This window comes from Pseudomonas sp. Van50 (assembly GCF_055390755.1).
Window position 1 is genome coordinate 1,659,080 of sequence record NZ_AP024343.1, and the last position, 23,168, is coordinate 1,682,247.

A 23,168-nucleotide genomic window follows, 5' to 3' on the forward strand; every position below is an offset into this window, starting at 1 on the left:
CTCAAGGGCGGAGGTCACGCCCGTGGGTCAGCAGCAGTTCGGTGATCGTTTCACAAAACGAGCGAATCACGTCCGGCTCCATGTCGGCGCGCAGGGTAATGCGGATGGCAGCCTTGCCTTGCGGCACCACGGGAAAAAATACCGCCGAGGTGAAATACCCCCGTTCGGCCAGTTCGACCGCCAGGCTGTTGGCCAGGGCCGCTTCACCGCAAGGCACCATACGGATCGCCATGGGGGTGCCGCGCTGTCCGGTCCGCACGAGGCTGTCGAAGAGGCGGATATTAGCCTGCAAACGCTCCTGCAAGGCACTGAATTCGCGGCTGCGGTGCAGGCGGATCGACGCCATGCCGGCACCGATGGCCGCCGCGTTCAGGCTCTGGGACCAATTGCTCGGCCCACCGTAGCGCTGCACCAGCGCCTTGTACCGTTCACAGCCAAACATGACCAGCCCGCCGCTGGCACCGAATGACTTGGCCAGCGAGGCGACGATCAGGGTGCGCTCGTCCACTGCCGGGATGCGCGAACGGACCAGGCCGGCGCCGGATTCCCCGACGGCAGACAGGGCGTGGGAGTCGTCCAGGTAAAGAAACAAGCCATAGCGCTGCTTGAGATACATCAGGCTGTCCAGGTCCGCCATCCCGCCCATGCTGTAGGCGCCGTCGGCCACATACGCCACATCGCGCTGGCGTTTGCACACGTCTTCGATGAAATCCATGTCGTTGTGCGGGCAGGTGATGACCTGGGTTTCATCGGCGCAGGCAGCCTTGCTGTGGTTCATCGAATAATGGGCCTGTTTGTCGAACACCATGACGGGCGCGCGATGGTCGGTGAATGCGCCGCTGGCCAGCAACGGCAGGATCCCGGCGCTTGCCGCACTGCAAGACAGGGCACTGAGGCAACTGGCGCCGAACAGCTCCGACAGTTGGCTTTCGTACTGGTCCAGGATCGCCAGCTTGCAGCGATTCCTTGAGTTGGCGACCCGCAGGGTCCCGGTTTCCCACAGGGCGGTCATGGCCCCGTCCAGCAGCGCGGGGTGATAGTCCAGGCCCAGGTAGGACGTGGTACAGAAGTGATGAAAGGTCCGACCGTATTGGTCGACCAGCACGTTGGGTGTCTTGACCTCGACATTCAGCCCTGAGATTTTTCCGGCCTCGGTGCCCTGCCAATCCTGGTCAGCGAGGGAAATGAGCTTGCGGTAGTTGGTGAAGTAATGAGGTGGTTGAGCAGTCTGGTCCATGGCGCGATTACATTCCTTGGTTGATGGTGCTGTCCGTGGGTGTTGCGAGAGTGGTGTGTTTCCAGACTTTACAGATTGTTGTGCAGGGCTTTGAATCGGCTGTTTCCGGCATGTTTGAGTGTCACTGGGGATTTCCACGTAGGACTTTGCCTAGGACCCTGGCCGGGGAATCCATCGGCACTGTCGGAGCTTGGGAACACCACGGATTTGCCCCAGGCCCGCTGGGTTATCACGCTTTTCTGAAGGTTGCTTGCTGATGCTCTCAGGCCTCGATCATCTGACCCTTGCGGTCACCGATCTGGATCGCAGTGTGGTTTTTATGGCGACCTGGCGTCGCGGCTGAAGACCTGTCGACAGGCACCGTATGCCGGCATGGTGTTTTTTACGGAGCCGTGATGGGCTGGGTCGAGTCGAGTGGCAGCGCCTGCCAGGCGTTTCATCCCCTTAAGTGTGATCGCCTGCGCTATCCTCATCGGTATTGGGCGCGTCGGTCTCGCTCGCTGTACGGCGTCACGAACTGACCATTGCCCGCTTCGCTCACCGTTGCATTATCCGGATGACCTCCAGCCCCATGGACACTTCAAGTTCCGCGCCGCTGGCCAGCTACATCGACCTTCTGCTGGACGCCGTGTGTGCCGTCGACGGTCAAGGGCGTTTCGTGTTTGTCAGTGCCGCCTGCGAGCGCATTTTCGGCTACACCCCGCAGGAGCTGATCGGCCAGCCGATGATCGATCTGGTGCACCCTGCCGATCGCCAGCGGACCCTCGAGGCGGCGCGGGAGATCATGGAGGGCGAGCCCAAGCTCAATTTCGAGAATCGCTACCTGCGCAAGGACGGGCGGGTGGTACACATCCTGTGGTCGGCGCGCTGGTCGCCGGTGGACCAACTGCGCATCGCCGTGGCCCGGGACATCACTGAACGCAAGCAGGCCGAGTCCCGCCAGGCGGCGTTGTATGCGATTTCCGAGGCGGCCCATGCCGCGGCTGACTTGCTGGCGCTGTTCAAGCGCGTCCACCTGATTATCGGTGAGTGGCTGCCGGCGCTGAATTTCTCGGTGGCGCTGTATGACGAACAATGTTCGCAGCTGAACTTCCCCTATCACGTCGATGATCGGGAAGGTCAGCCTGAGTTGCCGGGCACGGTCACCGGGCGTTTGTGCGCCGAGGTGATTCGCAGCGGCCAGCCGATCCTGCTGACGCCCGGTGGCAACTCGTTGCCAGCGGGGTTCGACGACCTGGTGGCGCAGCCGGACGCACCGTGTTGGCTGGGCGTGCCGCTGAATTCGCAGAACGGCACGATTGGCGCATTGATCGTCAAGAGTGCGCCGGACAACGAGCGCTACACCGAACAGGACAAGGAACTGCTGCAATACGTCTGCGCACAGATCACCATTGCCATCGAGCGCAAGCAGTTGCACGCCCGGTTGCAGCACATGGCTCAGTACGATCAGTTGACCCAGGTGCCCAACCGCGAATTGCTCCGTGAACGTTTCAAGTGCGCACTGGCGACCGCCCGCGCTGCATCCGGGCGCATGGCTTTGCTGTATATCGACCTGGACCGTTTCAAACAGGTCAACGACACCTATGGCCACGGAGTGGGCGACATGCTGTTACAGGCGGTGGCCAATCGTATCAAGGGCTGTATCCGCGACACCGACACCGTGGCGCGCATCGGCGGAGACGAGTTCGTGGTCCTGCTGCACAGCATCCAGGCCTTGGAGGATGCCCACAGCGTGCAGGAAAAAATCCACCATGCACTGGCCCAGCCGCTGCGCCTGGACGGGCACTGCCTGAGCATCGAGCCGAGCATCGGCGTGGCCTGTTTCCCCGACCATGGCACTGAAGATATCGCGCTGTTCCGCCACGCCGACGAGGCGATGTACGCCGCCAAACGCCACAATCACCGGGCGTTTGGTATTTGATCGTGCGTCACCGTTCGTCGTGGCGCCAGCACCTTTCTCAAACCTTCAGCGCGTATCCCATTCGAATACAAGACGGGGCCTGCGTGCCCGGCATTAACGAATAAGGAGGGCTGAACCATGCCTGGTTCAAGCAATGTTTATCCGACAAACATTGCTCATGATCGAACGAAGGTGTCTGAAGCAGGTCGCAAAGGTGGGAGAACCACCATCACGACCGTCGATAGAATCCCGTCGAAAGCCGGGTCGGACGTCTCGCTGAATATTCATGGCTGGTTCTGATTCAACGGTGGATAACCCACCAGAACTTTTATTAGAGGAGGGCGCGACCATGAGCCGTATGGCCAGCTTTTTTCGCACCACCAGTCTCGTCGTGCTGATGGGCCTGGGTGCCAACAGTGCCTGGGCCCAATCGCCTGCCGAATTCATCGACGATGCTTCTGCCAAGGGCATGGCCGACATCGAGACAAGTCGCATGGCCCACGCAAAAGCCGAATCCAGGGAGGTCAAGGACTACACCATTATGGTGATCAACGACCGCACCACCGCCAATCAACATCTGGCGAAGATCGCCAAGAAGCTCGACTTGCCTGTCGCCCCCCGGGAGGAAGTGGCCGACAAGGCCAAGGCGTTGATGCCACAGGTCACGGAAGGCGAGTCGTTCGAAGCCGCGTATGCCGCCAGCCAGGTCAAGGCTACCGAGGAGGCCATCGCGCAAATCCAGCAGCAGGCCCAGACCACCGAAGTACCAGAGATCAAGGCCTTCGCCGACGAAACCCTGCCCAAGTTGCAGACCCATCTCGAAATGGCCAGGGCGCTGCAGGCCAGCCGTTGATCTGCCGGATCTGCTTTTACATTCAGGACCGGGGCGCCAGCGTCCCGGTTGATTTTGCCCGCCGAAAAAAGGTCTGACAGCACGCGTGCACAGGCATCAGCACTGGTTCAGGTCGATCTTGTTTTTTTGTTCCAAGCCGTCAAGGCTCTTGGCCTCGTCTTTGCCCATGTCCTGGTAGTGCTTTCTCAGCGCTTCCAGTTGCTTGAGGTCCAGCGACTCGAGGCCGAGCATTGCGTTCTGCGCATCCTTGGTCGCCCGCAATAATTCGTCGACCTTGAGATGCAGGATGTCCGTATCGCGGTTCTGCGTATTCTGGATCAGGAACACCATGAGGAAGGTGATGATGGTGGTCGAGGTGTTGATGATCAATTGCCAGGTGTCGTTGAAACCGAAGAAAGGTCCGCTGGCTGCCCACAGTGCCAACAACACGATGGCCCCCAGGAATGTCTTGGGGCTCCCCGCCCAGAGGGCCAGTTTTTGAGCGATTTTTGCGAACGCCATTGCCGTGTTTCCTTATTGGATGCACCTGTCTGGTGTGACAGCAACGAGGCGGTGAAAATTCTACTTACATTTCAGTCGCCAGCATCCGTCGACGTTCATCGTCCGGCACGATGACCGTCGCAACCATTGCCGCTCTCGCAGGTCACTGCTCAAAGCCCTCGGCATCGGAGTACAACATGAATCTCGCCCGCACTTTTTGCCTTGCCTGCTGCTTGTTCGCCCTGCAAGGCTGTTTCGACAACTCGGATAACGAGACCAAGGACAACACCGACGGCACCAAGTCTTCGGTGCAGATGCAAGAGTCGGGGGCTGAGAAAAAATAGCCCTCTGGCTGAGTCCTGTGGGAGCGAGCTTGCTCGCGATGGCGTCAGATCAGCAGCATCCATGTTGGCTGACAGGGCGCTATCGCGAGCAAGCTCGCTCCCACATACATTCACCGCCCTTAGGACGTCAGCAGCACGCTATCCCTAGGTACCGGACACTCTTGTGTAACGAGATATTGTCGTGCTATCACTCAACGCAAGGACGCTCAGTGCCCAGTTAACTTCCCAATAGGGAGAAGGACCTTGGATGGAGCTCAGCATGGAAGGGCTGCGCCAGCACGCAATTAATCGTAAAAAAATCAACAGATCCCGTTTTTTCAGATCGGGCGGTTGTGCCGTGCCTGAAATTTAATAAATGACACCTTAATCGCCTATTTTTCCAGACGAAATCTCCGCTCAAGCTTCACTGGCCGCAGCCGAAAAGCACCGCAGAGATTCTTGCTTCAGTTTTGTCAACAAACACCGATTTTACGAGACCTCCTCTACCATCCTTAAGCAGGGAAGAAAAAATGGCCGTTATCAATGGAACAGCTGGCGCAGATGCACTAATTGGCACCGCAGGGGATGATGAAATCAACGCTCTGGGCGGCAACGACGTCATCAAGGGTACTGCTGGCGCAGACAAAATTGATGGCGGTGCCGGTTTAGATACTGTTGATTATTCGGCATCGACTGAAGGTATCAGTATAGATTTGCGCCAGGGAACTGGACTTGTTGGACGGGGTGGCGACGCAGAGGGGGATACGCTCATTGGTATCGAAACCGTCATAGGCTCTGCCTTCAACGACGTGCTCTCCTCTGGCCCGTACACCGTAATCCCAACGGTACGGCTGGAAGGGGGGGCAGGCGACGACATCTACAACATCAATCTGGGGCTGACCCCCTACATCATCGAACAGGCCGGTGGCGGCAACGATGAAGTCCGCGTGTCGGTGATCAATGCCAGCGGCACGGTCCTGGCGGCAAACGTCGAGCGCCTGACCTATGTCGGCACTGGCGCATTTACCGGTTACGGCAACGACAGCGACAACATCATTACCGGCGGTTCGGGCAACGACATACTGCACGGCGGCGGGGGAGCGGATCAGCTCATCGGCGGAGTTGGCTACGACGTAGCGGGGTATATCGATAGCAAAGAAGCTGTGACCATCAACCTCAAGACGGGCGTGCATTCCGGGATCGCGACAGGTGATACCTACACCGGTATCGAGGCGATCAGAGGATCGAATTTCAACGACACCTTCGTTGGCGATGGTAGCGGTATGGATTTCGACGGCGGTGCCGGGATCGACACGGTTGACTACTCGGGCTCGACTGCCGGGGTAAACGTCGATATCCGTACCGGGACAGGAACCGCAGGAACGGGCGGAGATGCAGAAGGCACCATTTTAGCGAATGTCGAAACCGTCATAGGCTCTGCCTTCAACGACGTGCTCTCCTCTGGCCCGTACACCGTAATCCCAACGGTACGGCTGGAAGGGGGGGCAGGCGACGACATCTACAACATCAATCTGGGGCTGACCCCCTACATCATCGAACAGGCCGGTGGCGGCAACGATGAAGTCCGCGTGTCGGTGATCAATGCCAGCGGCACGGTCCTGGCGGCAAACGTCGAGCGCCTGACCTACGTCGGCACTGGCGCATTCACCGGTTACGGCAACGACAGCGACAACATCATTACCGGCGGTTCGGGCAACGACATACTGTACGGTGGCGGGGGAGCGGATCAGTTCATCGGCGGAGTTGGCTACGACGTAGCGGGGTATATCGATAGCAAAGAAGCTGTGACCATCAACCTCAAGACGGGCGTGCATTCCGGGATCGCGACAGGTGATACCTACACCGGTATCGAGGCGATCAGAGGATCGAATTTCAACGACACCTTCGTTGGCGATGGTAGCGGTATGGATTTCGACGGCGGTGCCGGGATCGACACGGTTGACTACTCGGGCTCGACTGCCGGGGTAAACGTCGATATCCGTACCGGGACGGGAACCGCAGGAACGGGCGGAGATGCAGAAGGCACCATTTTAGCGAATGTCGAAACCGTCATAGGCTCTGCCTTCAACGACGTACTCTCCGCTGGCCCGTACACCGTAATCCCAACGGTACGGCTGGAAGGGGGGCTGGCGACGACATCTACAACATCAATCTGGGGCTGACCCCCTACATCATCGAACAGGCCGGTGGCGGCAACGATGAAGTCCGCGTGTCGGTGATCAATGCCAACGGCACGGTCCTGGCGGCAAACGTCGAGCGCCTGACCTATGTCGGCACTGGCGCATTTACCGGTTACGGCAACGACAGCGACAACATCATTACCGGCGGTTCGGGCAACGACATACTGCACGGCGGCGGGGGAGCGGATCAGCTCATCGGCGGAGTTGGCTACGACGTAGCGGGGTATATCGATAGCAAAGAAGCTGTGACCATCAACCTCAAGACGGGCGTGCATTCCGGGATCGCGGTAGGCGATACCTACACCGGTATCGAGGCGATCAGAGGATCGAATTTCAACGACACCTTCGTTGGCGATGGTAGCGGTATGGATTTCGACGGCGGTGCCGGGATCGACACGGTTGACTACTCGGGCTCGACTGCCGGGGTAAACGTCGATATCCGTACCGGGACGGGAACCGCAGGAACGGGCGGAGATGCAGAAGGCACCATTTTAGCGAATGTCGAAACCGTCATAGGCTCTGCCTTCAACGACGTGCTCTCCTCTGGCCCGTACACCGTAATCCCAACGGTACGGCTGGAAGGGGGGGCAGGCGACGACATCTACAACATCAATCTGGGGCTGACCCCCTACATCATCGAACAGGCCGGTGGCGGCAACGATGAAGTCCGCGTGTCGGTGATCAATGCCAGCGGCACGGTCCTGGCGGCAAACGTCGAGCGCCTGACCTACGTCGGCACTGGCGCATTCACCGGTTACGGCAACGACAGCGACAACATCATTACCGGCGGTTCGGGCAACGACATACTGTACGGTGGCGCGGGAGCGGATCAGTTGATCGGCGGTGTTGGCTATGACATAGCGAGCTATCTCGACAGCCAAGAAGCCATGACCTTCAACCTCAAGACGGGTGTGTATTCCGGGACCGCGGCAGGTGATACCTATACCGGTATCGAAGTGATCAGGGGATCGAATTTTAACGACGTTTTCTATGGCGGTAGTTCCTCCATGATGCAGGATGGCGCGGGTGGCGTGGATCTAGTCACTTATGAACAGTCTGACAGCGCGGTGACGATCGATCTGACCAACGGTACTGACACAGGGGCGGCTGCTGGCCACACCTACGCCAACATTGAGTTTTTTCAAGGCAGCAATTTTAACGATACGCTATCAGGCTCTGGTCTGAAGGAGATCTTCATTGGTGGAGCCGGGGCAGATGTAATCGATGGTCGCGCAGGTTTCGACAGTGCTTTTTACATTACAAGCACAACAGGCGTCTCGATCAACTTGCAGACTCAAACCAATCAAGGTGGCGATGCCGAAGGTGATGTATTGCTTAACATCGAACACGTGTTGGGCAGTCATTTCAACGATGTCCTGGTTGGAAACACGGGTGTTAATTATCTGGAGGGTGGATTGGGCAATGACGTCATCGACGGCGGGGACGGCGATGATTTCCTCTATGGTGGGCTGACCTCGTGGATAGAACCTTTCAAAGTCGATAGCTCGGCGAATGGGCCACAGGCAGACATCTTGTACGGCGGCGGCGGTAACGACACCATCGTCACGACTGCCAGCGATGAGGGGACTCAAGCCTACGGTGAGGCCGGAAATGACACGATTACTGTGATACATGGCATGGCTGATGGTGGAGAAGGCAACGACCTGCTGACCGGTAGAGGCGTGGGCTTTTCACTGTCAGGAGGTCAGGGGGATGACAGACTGATATTGCAGACCGGCGGTTTTGCTAACGGTGGTGAGGGTGACGATATCTACACCGTCGATACTCCAAAGTTAGTGACGATTCAGGACGACGGTATCAGCAGCGGCGACAAATTGGTTTTGTCATACATCAGCAGCTCTGAACTGTTGACTGATCGCATCGGTGATGACCTTTATCTGCACCGATCAAGTTTCACTCCAGGACAGACACCGCAAGAAGGTGTGCGCCTCAAGGATTGGTATGCAGGTTACGACACTATCGAACAGATCCAGACAGCTGATATGCAACTCGTCAGTCTGTCGGGCATCAAGGGGTTTGCCGATGATCTGTTTGCCTAAACAGCTGAGTCGGCATTTCTTGCCGTTTCATACTGGTCACGGTAGGAAAATGCATTCAATGGCAAACACGCTTTCATAACGAGTCTTGAATGTGTCGCTTTTGCCCGGTATTGCTTGAGCCGGGCAAAAGTGTTCAACCCTCCACCCTGGAGAGAAACGTCGCCCGAATTGACTACAGCGGTGAAGACACACGTTTGAAGACAGGCTGCGGCAGGAAACCAGATGACCTTCCTGATCCCAATACCAAAGGCGATGGTCTAATCGTGGGGTAAGACACAAGCGGGCAAGCTCGCTCCCACGAAGGCTTCAGCGCCCTTGCTGCAATACCTTGAGAGCGGCAGAAGCGAGGAACCCTGACCGGCTTTTTTCTTCAGGGTGGTGCAACACATACTCATCAATGCGATTCAGCAGATAGCCTGGCAACGTGATGTTGAGCTTCTGGGCCTTGCCCAGGTACTTGGTGACATCAATGTCCACCAGCGCCCAAGTGCAGCCGGCATACTTGGGATTAGCCGCATGCAGGGTGACGGTGTTGGCTGGCGGAATTGCCGAACCGTCCTCGGCCAGAATCTCGAAGTGCCCCTCAATGGCCTCGCGGGCCATCGCCATGGCGTCGTCCAGATCGTCGCCTGCGGAGAAGCAACCGGGAATATCAGGCACTTCAACACCCCAGGCGTGCTTGTCATCGCCCAAGGAAATCGCAATCGGGTAAAGCATATTCATCGTCCTCCGGGAACGTCGCGCAATGGGCCGTCTGAAGCAGCGCCTGTTGCAAAATACTGATGGCCGTTTTCTTGAGCAGATCCTTCTTCGGATGAGGAACCGTGACCAACCCCGGTTTGGTCGGGTGCTTGAAGTGATGATGACTGCCCCGAACCCGCACCAGATACCAACCGTCTGCAATGATCTGGCTTATCAAGAATCGGCTATTCACAACACCTCCGCGTGGTGTGCTTGGTGGGTACTATACCTACTGAAATTTAATGATCAACACTATAACCACCAGGAGCGACACTGGTGGGTAGGTGAGCTGATTGGACAGAAGTGTAGAAGCCGCGCCCGGCAAGGGGAGCGGCTAGGTGAGTGGGGATATTTCGGGATGTGAGGAAGGGTAAAAAATATGACCGTGGCGAGGGAGCTTGCTCCCGCTGGGCTGCGTAGCAGCCCAAGTTTCAGCCCAGTTCGCTTCGCTCCAGATCCCGTCCGACCAGATTATCCACAGGCACTAGGCCTGCTGCACAAACGTCAGCCGCACCGCAAACCCAATCAAAAGACTCCCAAACAACCACTGCTGTACGCGCTGGGCCGAAGGGGAGCGTTGAAGCCAGCGCCCAAGCGCGACACCCACCAACGCGTAGGCGCTATCAAACAACAAACCCACGCTGACCAACACCACGCCCAGGGTCGCAAACTGCTCCAGCACCGGTCCGCCCTGTGGATCGATGAACTGCGGCAACAACACCGAGCAAAACAGCAATGCCTTCGGGTTGAGCAAATTGGTCAGCAGCCCACGCCGAATCGCCTGATACCAACGCCGCTTTCCGGCCTCGATACCGGCTCCTTCAAAACTCGGCAACAACGTGGTCCTCAGGCATTGAAAACCGATCCATAACAGGTAGGCAGCCCCGGCCAGGCGTACCGCGTCAAAGGTCCAGGGCGCAGTCTTGAATAATGCCGAAAGCCCCAATGCGGCCAGCGCGACATGACATCCCCGGGCGACGCCCAGGCCCACCGCCGTCGCCAGCGCCGCGCCCTTGCCCTGACGGGCACCGGTTTGCAGCAGCAGGATCATGTCCGGCCCAGGCAGCACATACACCACCATCAAGGCCATCAGGAACAACCAGAGCTCTGCCATGCCACACCCCTTCATAGACGATTCGGTCGTGCCAGTCTATGGCCGAAGGGCTGGGCAGGTGGTTGCGAAGTCAGCTTCTAAAGCTCAGGAAATTGGCATAACCTGCTATGCAATCGTGTTATTCCATTGGGAAATGCCAATACATGAAACTGGATGCCTTCGACCGCAAAATCCTCGCCGCTCTGCAGCGCGATGGTCGCCTGAGCAATGTGCAACTGGCCGAAGAAATCGGCTTGTCCCCGTCACCCTGCCTGCGCCGCGTGCGAATGCTCGAAGACGCCGGTGTCATTCGCGGTTACCAAGCCATCCTGGACCGCGACGAAGTGGGCCTCGGGCTGACGATCTTTGTCGGCGTGAAGGTCGAACGACACAACGACGAACAAGCCGAAGCGTTTCGCCAGGCGGTCACGGCATTGCCGGAGGTGATCTCGGCGTTCCTGGTCTCAGGGGAATCGGATTTTCTGTTGCAAGTGGTGGTGCCGGATCTACGAGCCTACGACCGGTTCCTCACCGGGCGGCTGCTGAAGTTGCCGGGGGTGAGTGACATCCGGAGCAATTTTGCGATTCATACGGTGAAGACGCCGGGAGCGTTGCCGTTGGGGCATTTGCCGGGGGCTGAGCAATGAACGACACAAGTAGGCAGCCAAGACACAAAAAGCCCCGTTGCGAAAAACGCCGAGGCTTTTTGTTTTGTCGTTAGGTGGGAATCTTTGCTGCGAGGTACGCATTGTCTAGCTCCCGTGAAGCGCGGTTGCATGACTCACGTGTTCCCAAGCCCGATCGCTGATTTGCAGCGACGTCTGGAGACGTAGCCATCGAAGGACAAGGGCGACAAGGCAAAAACTCGCCGAAAAGTAAGGTAAGCGCACCCCCTACGCAGTTTTCGGATTCTGCCTACAAATCTCCCGGGGCGTACGCAACTCTCTGAGTTTGCCTACAAATTCAGGGGAGCCGCCCGCTATCCACAACTGCGCGGATAGGAAATAGTGCTCCGTAGACGGACTATTCGATTGGCATTGCGATTGACGTCCGACAGATTTTGCCGGCTGCGTAGAAAGCGACGCTTAGGGCGATGGCTTAAACCCTGGAAGGATGATCAATGCTTCAGAACGACCGCGATAATTTAGAGCTCGATAAACTATTGATCGAAACCCGAAAGTTGTTGGCTGAGACTCGCAAGCTTACGGCCGAAGAAACTAAGCTGAAGCACGAAGCCTTCTGGTACCCATACGCAGTAGGGGCTGGGGTAGTGACCGCCATAGTCGCCTTTACGAGTGTTTGGGTTAAAATCTGAGTGCTGGATCGCAACAATGCGTCAATCTCACACGGCTCAGGATTGCTAGATATGTTTCACTGACCCAGCAGGGCCCCGCGACCTCGGAGGAGAAAAAAGACATGTCCACACATCGAAGTCATCAAGCAAGCATTGAGCAATTGCATCAAGAGGTAGAGGCTTTGGCAGAAGAAATGAGGCGCCCGGCCCCGACCACATTTCGCGTTACGTGGTTGCCGTTCAGCATCGGTGCAGCGTTCGCTCTGACCGTATTTGTCGTCGTCGCTTTTGTCGCTAAGCATGTTTGATGCTCTATCAGCTGAAGTACCTTTTTTTGACGATGCTGAGCGGTAGCCGGCTCAAGGCGTATTCGGCTTGCAAGAGGGGGCTTTCTCGATGACATCGAGGGTGTGGAAATGGGGACGTATTTATTTTGGACGTAGACGGGGAGCCATCTATCTACGCTCGGAGATCACCTCACACTTCCCCGAATATCAGCCATAAAAAACCGGCCACCATGGGCCGGTTTTTTAATCCCCCGTCAAAAAACATACGACGCGGGACCAGAATTCGATTGGAGCGGGTGAAGGGAATCGAACCCTCGTTATCAGCTTGGGAAGCTGGAGTAATGCCATTATACGACACCCGCTCAGAGCGGCTGACTTTGTACCAGATGTGGCCACGGATTTGAAGTTTTTCTTTACGTGCGGCGAGGTCACTCGTCTACGCAAGGCTCAAACCAGAGCGGTCGTTGGCGGGCAAGCCCCTGTGCTGATGGGGGAAGGGGCTTGCTCGCCAGGACTCGGTTTCAGATAGCCAGTGCATGGTAGCCCTGCACGTAGCTATAGCGCGGTCGGCTTTCGTGGTGTTCCGGTGTGAGGAAACCCAGCAAGGCGTTGCGGCTGTCGCGGCAGGCGGCTTTGTGTTCCATGTCCAGGAAGTGCCCGGTGGCTTGCAGCGTGCTGAAGGTGCTGTGCTCGACGTGGTTGGCGAACAGCCTGGCGTCGACGGCCGAGGTGTATTCGTCCCATTCGCCGTTCAGGAACAGTACCGGCACGTTGATTTTCCTGGCCGCGTTGACGTAGCACTGTTGGTCGCTGTGGAGCACGTCGGTGATGTGGAAGTGCATCTGCCCGTACTCATGCTCGGCCAAGCTGCTGACGTGGCGATAGTTGAAGCGCTTGAACAACGGCGGCAAGTGCTTGCCGATGGTGCTGTTGACCAAGTGCCCGACACGGTCGCCGTCCAGGCTGCCCAGGTAATCCACGCCGCGTTCCAGGTAGTCGCGCATCGGCGCGTTGAGCACCGGTGAGAACGAGCTGATCACTGCTTTTTCGATGCGCCTTGGCCGATGGGCCAGGGCGCTCAGCGTGGCGGCGCCGCCCCAGGAAAACGACAGCACGTGCTCGGCGGCGAAGTGATCGATCAGCTCCAGGAGGATCTGCCCTTCGATCTCCTTCGTCAGCATTTTCTCGTGGCGATTGTGAGCCTTGGACTTGCCCGCGTAGGGTTGGTCGTACAGCACGACATTGAATTGCGGGTAGAGGTTTTTGGCGGTCTGTGCAAACGACGCAGTGGTGGCCATTGAGCCGTTGACCAGGATGATGGTCTTTTGTGCGGCGTCTGCGCGATAGAACTCCGTGTAAACCCGATACTGACCCTGTATATCCAGCACAGCGATTTCTGGCCTCATGTCATAAGACTCCTGGCAAGCGGGTATGCGCGCAATGAGATTGCACGGGCAATGTGACAGGTAGGCATACGCCTGGAAGATAAGGCCCATGTCGATCCAAGGAAGACGGTCGACGGGTGTTGTTATAGGCGGGCAGTTTGCCGGGCGGACAAGGCGGAACCTGAGGGTTCCCGCCGGCAAAAAGTTTCTTGGAAGTATGTGGTGACTCATCGGTCACATTTCGGCCGACGGTTTGATTCAAGCAGGGGGCGACCGTTGCGCAAGTACCTGTCGGAAAATTGTTCGACACTTCTGCCGAGCGGTAGCGGGATCAGATGAGCTGGACTTCCTCAGGGCTCAAGGCGCGGTATTGGCCCGGCTCGAGATGGCCGTCCAACGTCAGTGGGCCCATGCGCTCGCGGTGCAGGCGCAGCACCTTGTTGTTGAAGTGGCCGAACATGCGTTTGACCTGGTGGTAGCGCCCTTCAACGATGCTCAAGCGCGCCGATTTTTCCCCCAACAGCGTCAGTTCTGCCGGCTGGGTGGTGAGGTCTTCGAAGGCGAAATACAGGCCTCGGGCGAAGGTGTCGGCGTATTCGGCGGTGATGGTTCGCTCGGTTTCGACGTAGTAGACCTTGGGCAGCTTGGTCTGCGGTTGGGTCAGGCGCCGCGACCAGCTGCCGTCATTGGTGATCAGCATCAGCCCGGTGGTGTTGAAATCCAGGCGTCCGGCGATGTGCAGGTCGTCCTTGTCCGGTTCGTCCAGCCAGTCGAGGACAGTGGGGTGTTGCGGATCGCGAGTGGCACTGACGCAGCCGGGCGGCTTGTGCAGCATGAAGTAGCGCGCCGGTCGGCCGGCTTGCAGCACTTCGTCGTCGACTTCGACGCGACTGAATTCACGTACCGGGGCATGGGGATCGTTGACGGTCTGGCCGTCGATTCGCACCCGGCGCTCCACCAGCAACAGGCGCACTTGTTGGCGATTGAATCGCGGCAGATTGCTGAGGAAACGGTCGACGCGCATGGGCAGTTCAGGCAGGGCAGCGGAGGGTGGGCATCTTACGCGATCGGCTGGGGCTTGGCGCGCAACTGGGCCTGGACCTGGGCGCAGCGTGGGCACAGGCAGGACTGATCACGCAGTTCGGCCGGCAATGCTTCAAGCACGGCCGGATCGATGCTCACGCCATAACACCAGCAGGCCCGGTCGGCGGTTCGTGGGTCGGCCAGGGTGCAGTCGTTGGTGCCGCCGCAGGCCGGGCAAAGGTCGGGTTTATTCATAACTGGAGTGAGGCATGTCCACGCAGGTTCGGTTGCACCCGGTCTGCCGGGCGCGTTGCAACGCATGATCGGTCCGTGACAGCAAGCTGTGCAAGGTATCTTCGTCCTGCAAGGTGGTGAGGCCGAGGCTGACGGTGACCAGCAATTGTTTACCGCTGCAGAAATAGCGCTGCTTTTCGATGTGCTGACGAATTTTCTCCGCGATTTTCAGACCGGTCTGGCCGTCGGTGTCCTTGAGCAGGACGACAAAGGCTTCGGCGCTCCAGCGACAGACGATGTCCGAATGCCGCAGGCTTTCAGTCAGGCTGCGGGCGAACCCGGTCAACAGTTGATCGGTGGCGATATGACCGTGGGTGGTGTCCAGCCGCTTGAAGTCGTCCAGTTCCACCAGCAGCGCCGTCAAGGGTCTGGGCTCGCGCTGGGCTTCGTGCAGGGCTTGCACGGCCAGCAGGTCGAAGCCACGGCGGTTCGGCAATTCGGTCAGGCTGTCGAGGGTGGCCTGGGCGTCGATGCGTTGCTGGTAGTTGTTGATCAGCCGACAAAGAATGGCCAGGACCGCCAGCGTCACGAGCAGGCCGACCAGCAGGTTCACATACAGCGTCTTGAGAATGTGATCGCGTATCGAGGTATGGGCGGCGTAATAGCCCAACAATGAAATGATCAGGAAGCTTGTACCAAGCAACGCCACCACGACCAGCAGCGGCTTGCGCTGGGAATACAACGGCGAACGAAGCGACATGGCGATTCCCTTGGCTAGGACCCAATGGAGTCAGTTTAGTGGCCTTGTGGGAAAAGACAGTCGAATTTGCAGGTTTGTAGGAACGTGGCGAGGGAGCTTGCTCCCGCTGGGCCGAGAAGCGGCCCCGAAAGCGTCTGCTTCGCAGCCGAGCGGGAGCAAGCTCCCTCGCCACCCATCAACGCTATTTCAGACTCTGTAAATAAGCCCGCCATCCTCCCATGTGACTGATGTCCCGTGCGCCCTCCAAACCATACGAATCACAGATGAATCCGCTCTCCCAGCGCCCATCGGCCAGTTGCACCTTGCCCAGTCCCAACGGTGCGGGAATGCCCGTCAGGAACGAGCCCAGTTCACTGCTCGGCAGCTCCCAGACTTCGACCTCGATCGCCACGCCACCTTCACGAACCCGAACCATGCCGGGTCGCAAGGGTGGGCCGCCGGCCAAGGCATGGAGGCGGTAGTGCGGCGAGCTTTGGGTGGCCTCGATCAGCCGGGCACCGCGTTGCTTGAGCTGCCAGTTCAGCGCCAACCCGTCCAGGTGTGCGCCGCACACGACCAGTCGCGCCCGGTCGTGGCGCGCCGGGTGGGCGGGCACGGGCAAGGTCTTGTCCTGTTGACGCTGCAAGGCATCGGCCAGGCTCAAGAGGTATTGATCGGTGAAGGCTCGACCGAACAGCGTCACACCCCAGGGCAAGCCGTTGGTCATGAACGCGCTGGGAACGGCGACGGCGGCGTAGTCCAGCAGGTTCATGAAATTGGTGTAGTAACCCAGTTCCGAGTTGCGTAGCACCGGTTCGGCGGCCAGTTCGGCGAGGGTCACTGGCCGGCCAATGGTCGGTGTGAGTACGCAATCAAGCGCGTCCATGGCCCGGTCGCATTGGGCTTTGAGCGTTTGCAAACGGTAGCGGGCGCGGAAGGTTTGTACGCCATCTACCGTAGGCGCTTTCGCCAATACGGCGCGGATGACGGGCAGTACGGCGTCGGGTTCGTGCTCCATCAATGGGCCGGCAACGCTGTAGCGTTCGGCCACCCACGGGCCTTCATAAAGCAGCCGTGCGGCTTCCAGGAACGGCGACAGGTCCAGTTCCACGGCTTCGCCGCCCAGACGTTCGAGTCGCTCGATGGCCTCCAGAAACAGTTGCGGACCTTCAGGACAGCCGAAAAACGCCAGGTCCTGCTGGCGCGGCACACCGAAACGAAAGCGCCGAGGCGCGCCGAACGAAGAGCCGTCGTTCCACTGCGGGTTGTGGCGGCTGTAGTCGTCTCGAGGGTCTGGACGGGCCGTCAGCGCCAATAGCTGGCTGGCTTCCTTGGCCGTCGCCGTGAAGGTCGTGACGCAGTCCAGCGTGCGACAGGCCGGGACCACGCCCGCCGTGGAGATCAAGCCCAGGGTGGCTTTCAATCCCACCAGATTGTTCAGCGCGGCGGGCACCCGACCGGAGCCGGCGGTATCGGTGCCCAAGGCAAAACTCGCCACCCCCAGGGCCACGGCCAGCGACGAGCCGGCGCTCGAACCGCCTGCCGGATAGTCGGGCAACACGCTGTTGCGGCAGGCGCCGTAGGGCGAGCGGGTGCCATTGAGCCCGGTGGCGAACTGGTCGAGGTTGGTCTTGCCCAGGGGGATCGCGCCCAGTGCCAGCAACTGCTCGACAATGGTCGCCGAGCGTGGCGGCACATAGGCAAACGCCGGGCAGGCTGCCGTGGTCGGAATGCCGGCCAGGTCGATGTTGTCCTTGATGGCAAAAGGTACGCCATACAGGGGCAAGCTTTCCAGGTCGCGGCCTTCCAATGCGGCCAGGTAGGGCTCCAGTTCCTCGACCGTCAGCAGGTGGATGAACAGGTGATAGTCCGGGTTCAGCGCCGCGGCTTTTTCCCGCAGGTCCAACAGCAATTTGCGAGGCGTCAGTTCGCCGCTGCGATAGGCATCGCGCAGGTCGTCCAAGCGAAGCGAAAGGTTCATGGTGTTAATCCTTTGATTGAGTTCAGTCACGTTCCAGCACCACGACGCGCTGTCCGGCGCGCACCGCCGAACCGGCCTGGACGCGCACCTCGCGCACCACGCCGGCCGAGGGCGCAAGCAGCGGGATTTCCATCTTCATCGACTCCAGGATGACCAGCACATCACCGGCGGCCACCCGCGTGCCCACGTCGACCTGCACTTGCCAGAGGTTGCCAGCGATGTGGCTGTCGACGCTCAGTTGACCGTCAGTCAGCTGCGCATCTTCACTTGGCGAGATGGCCGGTTCTTCACTGTCGAAGTGTGCCTGGCCACTGGCGATCCAACGCTCGCGCTCGGCCTCGAAGGCACCTTGTTGCTGGTGGCGGAACGCGGCGATGCTGTCGGCTTCCTGCACCAGGAAACGCTGGTAGTCGGCGAGGTTGAGCTGGCTGTGCTCGATCTTCAGGTCGAAGCGGCCCAGGGGGAATTCGCGGCGGATGTGCAGCAACTCATCGGCGCTGACCGGGTAGAAGCGGATCTGATCGAAGAACCGCAGCAACCAGGGTTTGCCGTCGAATGCGGCGACCTCCCGATAACGATTCCACATCTGCAATGTGCGCCCGACGAACTGATAGCCGCCAGGCCCTTCCATGCCGTACACGCACATGTAGGCGCCGCCGATGCCCACCGAGTTTTCCGCGGTCCAGGTCCGGGCCGGGTTGTATTTGGTGGTCACCAGTCGATGGCGTGGGTCGAGCGGTGTGGCAACCGGCGCGCCGAGGTAGACGTCCCCCAGGCCCATGACCAGGTAGCTGGCGTCAAACACCGTGCGTTGCACCGCGTCGAGGTTGGGCAGGTCGTTGATGCGTCGAATGAACTCCAGGTTGCTCGGGCACCAGGGTGCGTCCTTGCGCACGGTGGTCATGTATTTCTCGATGGCCAGCTGACAGGCCGGATCATCCCAGGACAGCGGCAGGTGGACGATGCGCGACGGCACTTGCAGGTCCTGGGCGGCGCACACGGCGTCCCACTCACCAGCGATGATGCTCAGTAGAGCGGCCAGGGGCAATTGTTCGGGTTGATAGTGCACTTGCAGCGAGCGAATGCCTGGCGTCAGGTCGATCACACCGTGCAATTGTTTGTGTTCCAACGCCTGCATCAAGGCGTGGGCACGAAAGCGCAGCACCAGGTCCAGTTCGGGGGCGCCGATTTCCAGCAGCAGATGAGTGTCGCCGGCCAGGCGAGCAACCAGGCGGGTATCGTCCTGCCCGATATCCAACACCACAGGCGACACAATCCTCTGTGGGAGCGAGCTTGCTCGCGATAGCGGCGGGACATCCAACATCGAAGTCACTGACTGACCGCTATCGCGAGCAAGCTCGCTCCCACAGGGGGCCCATTTCAGGGCCAGTGAGCGCGCGGTCGATATATCCACCGGCACGAATCGCACCTTGTCCCCGGCCTTGAGCTGCCCCAACTGCCAGAGATCCGCTTCGATCACCGTCACCGGACAGACAAAACCGCCCAGGCTCGGTCCGTCGGGACCGAGGATGACGGGCATGTCGCCGGTGAAGTCCACGGCGCCGATGGCGTAGGGGTTGTCATGGATGTTGGAAGGATGCAGCCCGGCCTCGCCACCGTCGGCGCGTACCCATTCAGGTTTCGGCCCGATCAGTCGGACGCCGGTGCGGCTGGAGTTGAAGTGCACTTCCCAGGCAGTGTCGAAGAATGTCTGGATGTAGCGCTCGGTGAAATATTCGGGCGCGCCGTGGGGGCCGTAGATCACGCGGATCTGGCGCACGCTCGGCAGTTCGAGGATCGGCGCGCTGGTTGGCGGCAGCGTCGTGTGCTCATCCAGTGGCGCTAGGTGCAACACGTCGCCGGTACACAATGCTCGTCCGCCATGGCCGCCAAACTGGCCGAGGGTAAACGTGCTTTTACTGCCCAGGTAATCCGGCACTTGTACGCCACCCTGCAGGCACAGGTAGCTGCGCGCCCCGGCACCGGAAATGTTGCCGATGGCGAGGGTGGCGCCGGCAGCGATCGACAGCGGGGTGTTCATCGGTACGGCTTCACCGTCGAGCGTGAGGGCAATCGTCGCACCGGTCACCGCCACCCGGGCATCGCAGTTGAAACGCAGCAGCGGCCCGTTCATGGTGATTTCCAATGCCGCCGCACCTTCTTCATTGCCCAGCAGGCGGTTGCCCAGGCGCAACGAACGGCTGTCCATCGGTCCTGACGGCGGCACCCCCACCGCCCAATAACCGAGGCGGCCGGGATAGTCCTGGACGCTGGTCTGGGTGCCGGGGCTGAGCACTTCAACGGTGTTGGCACGGTAGACCAACGCGTCCAGGCAGCGAGTCCAGGGCTGGCCGTTGGCAAACGGTGCATCGAGGAGAATCTGTTGCAGGTAGGCGCGGTTGGTTTCGACGCCGTACAGCAGGCTTTCGTCCAGCGCTTGGTGCAAGCCCAGGCGGGCCTGTTCGCGGGTTGGCGCCCAGCGAATGACCTTGGCGATCATCGGGTCGAAATAGGGCGGGATCTGGCAACCGGCCTCGACCCAGGTGTCGATGCGCAACTGTTTGCCGTCGGCCTCGGGGAATTTCACGGCGGTCAAAAGCCCAGGGCTTGGCTGGAAGTCCCGGCCTGGATCCTCGGCGTACAAGCGCGCCTGGATCGCGTGGCCCTCGGCTTTTAAACCCTGGCTCAACTCGTTCAGCGGCGGGAGGTCTCCGGCAGCCAGTTGCACCATCCAGCGCACCAGGTCCACGCCCCACACCTGTTCGGTGACACCGTGCTCCACTTGCAGGCGGGTGTTCACTTCCAGAAAGTAAAAGCGCCCGGCGTCGCTGTCGAACACGAATTCCACGGTGCCGGCGCTGCGGTAGTTCACCGCCTGGGCCAGTTGGATCGCCGCTGCGCAGAGTGCGTCGGCCATGCCTTCGGGCAGGTTGGGCGCCGGGGTTTCCTCGAGGACCTTCTGGTTGCGCCGTTGCACCGAGCAATCGCGCACGCCCAGGGCGATCACCTGGCCCTGGCCGTCGCCGAACACCTGCACCTCCAGGTGCCGGGCCTTCTCGATGTATTTCTCGATGAATACTCCGGCGTCGCTGAAGTTGTTCTGGCCCAGGCGCTTGACCGCTTCGAAGGATTCGCTCAGCTCGGCGGCGCTGCGGCACACGCGCATGCCGATGCCGCCGCCGCCGGCCGTGCTTTTGAGCATCACCGGATAACCGATCCGGGTGCCGGCCAACAGTGCGGCGTCGAGGCCGTCCAGCAGTTCGGTGCCTTCGAGCAGGGGCACGCCGTGCTGCCGCGCCAGGTCGCGGGCGGTGTGCTTGAGACCGAACACGCGCAGTTGTTGTGGCGTCGGACCAATGAAGGCGACACCGGCCGCTTCGCAGGCTTCGGCGAAGGCTGCGTTTTCCGAGAGAAAGCCGTAGCCGGGATGAATCGCCGTTGCGCCGCTGCTTTTGGCAATCGCCAGGAGCTTGTCCACCGCCAGATACGTATTGGCCGCCGCGCCTTCGCCCAGGCTGTGGGCTTCGTCGGCCTGCAAGATATGCAGGCTGGCGGCGTCGGCTTGGGAATACACCGCCACGCCGTGGACCTTCAGCTCGCCCAGGGTCCGCAGGATGCGGCAAGCGATGGCGCCACGGTTGGCGATGAGGATTTTTTCGAACATGGCATTGCCCCCTCAGGCATGAGTGCTGCCTGAACTGGGATGCGGGCCGTCCCGCAGTTGTCGATGGCCACCGGGGTCGTCCCAGGTGGCAAACCTCCAAACATCACTGCGCCCCTTGTGGGAGCGAGCTTGCTCGCGATAGCGATGGTCCATCCAACATCGATGTGCCTGACAGACCGCTATCGCGAGCAAGCTCGCTCCCACAGGGGATCAGGGCGTTACTTGATGCATTGCCCCGATCGGCTCTGGCACAGCGTGAACAGCCAGCGACGCAGGCGGGTGAGTTTCAGTTCCATATCAAAAGCTCCGCTGGCGTGGGGTTGTAGGCGTTGCACGGGTTATTCAGTTGCGGGCAGTTGGAGATCAGCACGATCACGTCCATCTCGGCCCGCAGGTCGACGTATTTGCCTGGCGCCGAGATCCCGTCTTCAAAGGTCAGCCCGCCATCGGCGGTGACCGGCACGTTCATGAAGAAATTGATGTTCGGCCCGATATCGCCCTTGCCCAGGCGACCATCGTGGGCGCAGGCCCGCAGGTAGTTGTCACGGCAGCTGTGCATGTAGCGTTTTTCCAGGGCGTAGCGCACGGTGTTGCTTTCCTGGGCGCAGGCGCCGCCGAGGGTATCGTGGCGTCCGCAGGTGTCTTCGACGATGGTCAGCATCGGGTGGCCGAGGTTCGAATAGAGCACGCTGCCGGTGCTCAAATAAACGCTGTTTTGCCGGCGCAGGGTGCGCTGTACGTCGTAGCGTTCCTTGGGGTTGGCCAGGCTGTAGAACAGCGTATCGACCGCCTGGTTGCCTTCCAGGTCGAGGATGCGCAGGGTCTGGCCGGCCTTGACCTCCACCAGCCAGGGTTCCCCGGCGGGAATCGTGGCACGGTAGACAGCGGTGTCGGGTTGCTTGTGTGCGGTGGCGATGGCGAGTGACATGGCAGCGATCCTCAGGCGAACAGGCGGTCGGTGTTGATGAAGCCGCGCTGGTTTTCCGGGCGCGAAAGACGGCAGTGCTCGGCGACGCTGGCGTCGGCATTCATCCAGCTGAGCTTGAGCGGTTGCGGGGCGTATTGCGGGTTCGGGTCCATCGGGTGTTGCAGCGCGGTCAGCACCACCAGGGTGTCCATTGGCGCGTACAGCTCGATGTAGTCGCCAGTCAGGGAGTTGCCCTCGACGAAGTGAAAATTTCCCGCCTCATCGACATCGACCCGGCTGAACAGGTTGAGGGTCATCAGCAGGTCGGACAGGCCCAGGCCCCATTTGCCCAGTTCCACCAACAGGTTGTCGGTGCCGTTGCGAAAGAAGCCGTTGCGCAGTTCCTGGTAGCGACCCTGACCGTATTTTTGTGCGACTTCCTCGGCGCAGAGCACGCCACCCAGGCTGTCGCTCCAGCCGCAGGTGTCGGCGGTGATGGCCGCCAGTACCCGGCCCATGTCCGAGTAGAGGCAGTGGCCGGCGGTGAGCTTGGCGGTGTGTTGGCATTTGAGGCTGTCAGGCAGGTTCAAGCGTTCGGTTTTCTCGTTGGCATTGAGTAGGGTCAGGCTCACGTTGGCCCCGCCGCGCAGATCGGTCAGGCGCAGCAGCTGGCCGCGCTTGAGCACGAACGAACGGTGGCCACCGCCGGGCAGCAGTTCTTCGGCGAAGGGCGTAAACAAGCGGGTCGAGTCGGGCATGGAAAAAC

At 60.0% G+C, this 23,168-nt stretch carries 18 protein-coding genes, 1 tRNA gene and 3 pseudogenes; 8 read left to right on the forward strand and 14 right to left on the reverse strand.

Annotated elements, in window-relative coordinates:
* Position 1 precedes the first annotated feature (1 nt).
* Complete coding sequence (locus ACZ5M5_RS07320) at positions 2-1,237, reverse strand: aminotransferase class I/II-fold pyridoxal phosphate-dependent enzyme (RefSeq protein WP_103310321.1); 1,236 nt, start codon at positions 1,235-1,237, stop codon at positions 2-4.
* A 256-nt stretch (positions 1,238-1,493) separates the two neighbouring features.
* Between ACZ5M5_RS07320 and ACZ5M5_RS07325 the strand changes: the two are divergent.
* From ACZ5M5_RS07325 to ACZ5M5_RS07335, 3 genes and pseudogenes are all read left to right on the forward strand, one after another.
* A pseudogene (locus ACZ5M5_RS07325) lies at positions 1,494-1,577 on the forward strand (glutathione transferase); the annotation flags it as partial.
* A gap of 231 nt (positions 1,578-1,808) precedes the next feature.
* Positions 1,809-3,158, forward strand: coding sequence for a sensor domain-containing protein (locus ACZ5M5_RS07330; RefSeq protein WP_060738792.1), 1,350 nt, complete (start codon positions 1,809-1,811; stop codon positions 3,156-3,158).
* A gap of 328 nt (positions 3,159-3,486) precedes the next feature.
* Positions 3,487-3,990: a DUF4142 domain-containing protein gene (locus tag ACZ5M5_RS07335; RefSeq protein WP_060738791.1), complete on the forward strand. Its 504-nt coding sequence runs from the start codon at positions 3,487-3,489 to the stop codon at positions 3,988-3,990.
* 96 nt (positions 3,991-4,086) lie between these two features.
* On the opposite strand, the gene ACZ5M5_RS07340 is transcribed toward ACZ5M5_RS07335, so the two are convergent.
* Entirely contained in the window at positions 4,087-4,491 is a 405-nt protein-coding gene (locus ACZ5M5_RS07340) for a low affinity iron permease family protein (RefSeq protein ID WP_060738790.1), read from the reverse strand.
* Positions 4,492-4,667: 176 nt separating this feature from the next.
* On the opposite strand from ACZ5M5_RS07340, the gene ACZ5M5_RS07345 reads away from it, so the two are divergent.
* The 3 genes from ACZ5M5_RS07345 to ACZ5M5_RS07355 all read left to right on the forward strand — a co-directional run bounded on the left by ACZ5M5_RS07345 (position 4,668) and on the right by ACZ5M5_RS07355 (position 9,054).
* Positions 4,668-4,814 carry a hypothetical protein gene (locus ACZ5M5_RS07345; RefSeq protein ID WP_170866878.1) on the forward strand — a complete coding sequence of 49 codons (147 nt, stop codon included), beginning with the start codon at positions 4,668-4,670 and terminating at the stop codon, positions 4,812-4,814.
* 509 nt (positions 4,815-5,323) lie between these two features.
* Positions 5,324-6,976: a beta strand repeat-containing protein gene (locus ACZ5M5_RS07350; protein WP_464738834.1), complete on the forward strand. Its 1,653-nt coding sequence runs from the start codon at positions 5,324-5,326 to the stop codon at positions 6,974-6,976.
* A gap of 47 nt (positions 6,977-7,023) precedes the next feature.
* Entirely contained in the window at positions 7,024-9,054 is a 2,031-nt protein-coding gene (locus ACZ5M5_RS07355) for a calcium-binding protein (protein WP_464738835.1), read from the forward strand.
* 306 nt (positions 9,055-9,360) lie between these two features.
* Here ACZ5M5_RS07355 and ACZ5M5_RS07360 read toward each other — a convergent pair whose 3' ends face one another.
* From ACZ5M5_RS07360 to ACZ5M5_RS07370, 3 genes and pseudogenes are all read right to left on the reverse strand, one after another.
* Positions 9,361-9,771, reverse strand: a complete 411-nt coding sequence (locus ACZ5M5_RS07360) for a type II toxin-antitoxin system HicB family antitoxin (RefSeq protein WP_464738836.1) — start codon at positions 9,769-9,771, stop codon at positions 9,361-9,363.
* A gap of 40 nt (positions 9,772-9,811) precedes the next feature.
* A pseudogene (locus tag ACZ5M5_RS07365) lies at positions 9,812-9,988 on the reverse strand (type II toxin-antitoxin system HicA family toxin); the annotation flags it as partial.
* 291 nt (positions 9,989-10,279) lie between these two features.
* A complete protein-coding gene (locus tag ACZ5M5_RS07370; RefSeq protein WP_464738837.1) occupies positions 10,280-10,909 on the reverse strand; it encodes a LysE family translocator in 630 nt (209 codons plus the stop codon).
* A gap of 143 nt (positions 10,910-11,052) precedes the next feature.
* Between ACZ5M5_RS07370 and ACZ5M5_RS07375 the strand changes: the two genes are divergently transcribed.
* Together ACZ5M5_RS07375 and ACZ5M5_RS07380 are read left to right on the forward strand one after the other, a co-directional pair.
* Positions 11,053-11,535, forward strand: a complete 483-nt coding sequence (locus ACZ5M5_RS07375) for an Lrp/AsnC family transcriptional regulator (RefSeq protein ID WP_060743072.1) — start codon at positions 11,053-11,055, stop codon at positions 11,533-11,535.
* 473 nt (positions 11,536-12,008) lie between these two features.
* Entirely contained in the window at positions 12,009-12,203 is a 195-nt protein-coding gene (locus ACZ5M5_RS07380; RefSeq protein WP_025212339.1) for a hypothetical protein, read from the forward strand.
* Between the two features lie 554 nt (positions 12,204-12,757).
* On the opposite strand, the gene ACZ5M5_RS07385 is transcribed toward ACZ5M5_RS07380, so the two are convergent.
* From ACZ5M5_RS07385 to ACZ5M5_RS07425, 9 genes and pseudogenes are all read right to left on the reverse strand, one after another.
* Positions 12,758-12,831: transfer RNA gene (locus ACZ5M5_RS07385), tRNA-Gly, on the reverse strand.
* A 159-nt stretch (positions 12,832-12,990) separates the two neighbouring features.
* Entirely contained in the window at positions 12,991-13,875 is an 885-nt protein-coding gene (locus tag ACZ5M5_RS07390; protein ID WP_103310310.1) for an alpha/beta fold hydrolase, read from the reverse strand.
* 310 nt (positions 13,876-14,185) lie between these two features.
* A complete protein-coding gene (locus tag ACZ5M5_RS07395) occupies positions 14,186-14,878 on the reverse strand; it encodes a pseudouridine synthase (RefSeq protein WP_464738838.1) in 693 nt (230 codons plus the stop codon).
* Positions 14,879-14,913: 35 nt separating this feature from the next.
* The gene (locus ACZ5M5_RS07400) at positions 14,914-15,132 is read right to left on the reverse strand and encodes a cysteine-rich CWC family protein (protein ID WP_060738783.1); all 219 of its coding nucleotides are present in this window, start codon (positions 15,130-15,132) and stop codon (positions 14,914-14,916) included.
* Positions 15,125-15,742: pseudogene (locus ACZ5M5_RS07405) on the reverse strand (GGDEF domain-containing protein); the annotation flags it as partial. The pseudogene ACZ5M5_RS07405 and the gene ACZ5M5_RS07400, both read right to left, overlap by 8 nt.
* Before the next feature lie 310 nt (positions 15,743-16,052).
* Positions 16,053-17,831 (reverse strand): allophanate hydrolase, encoded by a 1,779-nt coding sequence (atzF, locus tag ACZ5M5_RS07410; RefSeq protein ID WP_060738781.1) that lies wholly within the window; start codon positions 17,829-17,831, stop codon positions 16,053-16,055.
* 22 nt (positions 17,832-17,853) lie between these two features.
* Complete coding sequence (gene uca, locus ACZ5M5_RS07415; RefSeq protein WP_464738839.1) at positions 17,854-21,495, reverse strand: urea carboxylase; 3,642 nt, start codon at positions 21,493-21,495, stop codon at positions 17,854-17,856.
* A 286-nt stretch (positions 21,496-21,781) separates the two neighbouring features.
* Positions 21,782-22,423, reverse strand: coding sequence for an urea amidolyase associated protein UAAP2 (locus ACZ5M5_RS07420; RefSeq protein ID WP_042732480.1), 642 nt, complete (start codon positions 22,421-22,423; stop codon positions 21,782-21,784).
* 11 nt (positions 22,424-22,434) lie between these two features.
* Positions 22,435-23,160 (reverse strand): urea amidolyase associated protein UAAP1, encoded by a 726-nt coding sequence (locus tag ACZ5M5_RS07425; protein ID WP_072347100.1) that lies wholly within the window; start codon positions 23,158-23,160, stop codon positions 22,435-22,437.
* Positions 23,161-23,168: the final 8 nt, after the last annotated feature.

Excerpts from the sequence above, each read along its gene's own strand:
- ACZ5M5_RS07320 (WP_103310321.1), bottom strand. The coding sequence starts at position 1,237 with ATGGACCAGACTGCTCAACCACCTCATTACTTCACCAACTACCGCAAG.
- ACZ5M5_RS07330 (WP_060738792.1), top strand. The coding sequence starts at position 1,809 with ATGGACACTTCAAGTTCCGCGCCGCTGGCCAGCTACATCGACCTTCTG.
- ACZ5M5_RS07335 (WP_060738791.1), top strand. The coding sequence starts at position 3,487 with ATGAGCCGTATGGCCAGCTTTTTTCGCACCACCAGTCTCGTCGTGCTG.
- ACZ5M5_RS07340 (WP_060738790.1), bottom strand. The coding sequence starts at position 4,491 with ATGGCGTTCGCAAAAATCGCTCAAAAACTGGCCCTCTGGGCGGGGAGC.
- ACZ5M5_RS07345 (WP_170866878.1), top strand. The coding sequence starts at position 4,668 with ATGAATCTCGCCCGCACTTTTTGCCTTGCCTGCTGCTTGTTCGCCCTG.
- ACZ5M5_RS07350 (WP_464738834.1), top strand. The coding sequence starts at position 5,324 with ATGGCCGTTATCAATGGAACAGCTGGCGCAGATGCACTAATTGGCACC.
- ACZ5M5_RS07360 (WP_464738836.1), bottom strand. The coding sequence starts at position 9,771 with ATGCTTTACCCGATTGCGATTTCCTTGGGCGATGACAAGCACGCCTGG.
- ACZ5M5_RS07370 (WP_464738837.1), bottom strand. The coding sequence starts at position 10,909 with ATGGCAGAGCTCTGGTTGTTCCTGATGGCCTTGATGGTGGTGTATGTG.
- ACZ5M5_RS07375 (WP_060743072.1), top strand. The coding sequence starts at position 11,053 with ATGAAACTGGATGCCTTCGACCGCAAAATCCTCGCCGCTCTGCAGCGC.
- ACZ5M5_RS07380 (WP_025212339.1), top strand. The coding sequence starts at position 12,009 with ATGCTTCAGAACGACCGCGATAATTTAGAGCTCGATAAACTATTGATC.
- ACZ5M5_RS07390 (WP_103310310.1), bottom strand. The coding sequence starts at position 13,875 with ATGAGGCCAGAAATCGCTGTGCTGGATATACAGGGTCAGTATCGGGTT.
- ACZ5M5_RS07395 (WP_464738838.1), bottom strand. The coding sequence starts at position 14,878 with ATGCGCGTCGACCGTTTCCTCAGCAATCTGCCGCGATTCAATCGCCAA.
- ACZ5M5_RS07400 (WP_060738783.1), bottom strand. The coding sequence starts at position 15,132 with ATGAATAAACCCGACCTTTGCCCGGCCTGCGGCGGCACCAACGACTGC.
- atzF (WP_060738781.1), bottom strand. The coding sequence starts at position 17,831 with ATGAACCTTTCGCTTCGCTTGGACGACCTGCGCGATGCCTATCGCAGC.
- uca (WP_464738839.1), bottom strand. The coding sequence starts at position 21,495 with ATGTTCGAAAAAATCCTCATCGCCAACCGTGGCGCCATCGCTTGCCGC.
- ACZ5M5_RS07420 (WP_042732480.1), bottom strand. The coding sequence starts at position 22,423 with ATGTCACTCGCCATCGCCACCGCACACAAGCAACCCGACACCGCTGTC.
- ACZ5M5_RS07425 (WP_072347100.1), bottom strand. The coding sequence starts at position 23,160 with ATGCCCGACTCGACCCGCTTGTTTACGCCCTTCGCCGAAGAACTGCTG.